Raw genomic sequence first — 708 nt, forward strand, 5'->3', positions numbered from 1 at the left:
TGGTGTCTTCAAGGTTGACGTTGGGCGTGTAGGTGCCGGTCCAGACGATGCCGTCGGTGCTGACCAAGGTGCCCAATGTGCCGTTTTGCACCGTGACATCCGCGTTGCCAAAGTCTTGCACTTTCTCGCTGAAGGTGATGGTCAGCGTGGTGGTCTCGCCCGCTTGCAGGGCTTCGTCGGCCAGTTTGATGGTGGCTGTGGGCGCTTTGGTGTCCAGGCTGTAGTTGCCGCTCGTGCCTGCGGTGCCCACGTTGCCTGCAATGTCGGTGTAGGTGGCCGACAGTTGCACCAGGTTGCTGGTGTCTTCGATGCTGCTGTGGGCCACCAAGGTGGCCGTCCAGGTCAGGCCGTCGTCGGCTGTGGCCAGGTTGCTCAGGCTGGCGTTGTCAGCCACCAGATCGCCCACATCAAAGGCGATGACTTTTTCTGAGAAGCGGATGGTGACGGTGGCGCTGTCGCCTGCTTTGAGCAGTGTTTTGTCCAGCGCGATGCTTTGCACTTGCGGCGCCGAGGTGTCCACGCTGTAGCTGCGGCTGGCCGAGGTGCTGGCTTGGTTGCCTGCGGCATCGCTGGCGTTGAGCAGCACTTCCAGTGTTTTGTCCGAATCGGCCACCAGGTCGGCCGTGTCGATGCTGATGTTGTAGCTGCCCACGGCGTTGACGGTGCCGCTGAAGGTGTGGCCGTTCACGGCAATTTGCACCAGATCGC

The 708-nt window shown here is 61.6% G+C and carries 1 protein-coding gene; it reads right to left on the reverse strand.

What is annotated here, in order from left to right; genetic code table 11:
- Nucleotides 1-708: Ig-like domain-containing protein (locus tag H663_RS41095; protein WP_240620613.1), on the reverse strand; the 708-nt coding region annotated here is incomplete at both ends.

The sequence above is a fragment of the Limnohabitans planktonicus II-D5 genome, assembly GCF_001270065.2.
GTDB classification, from domain to species: domain Bacteria; phylum Pseudomonadota; class Gammaproteobacteria; order Burkholderiales; family Burkholderiaceae_C; genus Limnohabitans_A; species Limnohabitans_A planktonicus.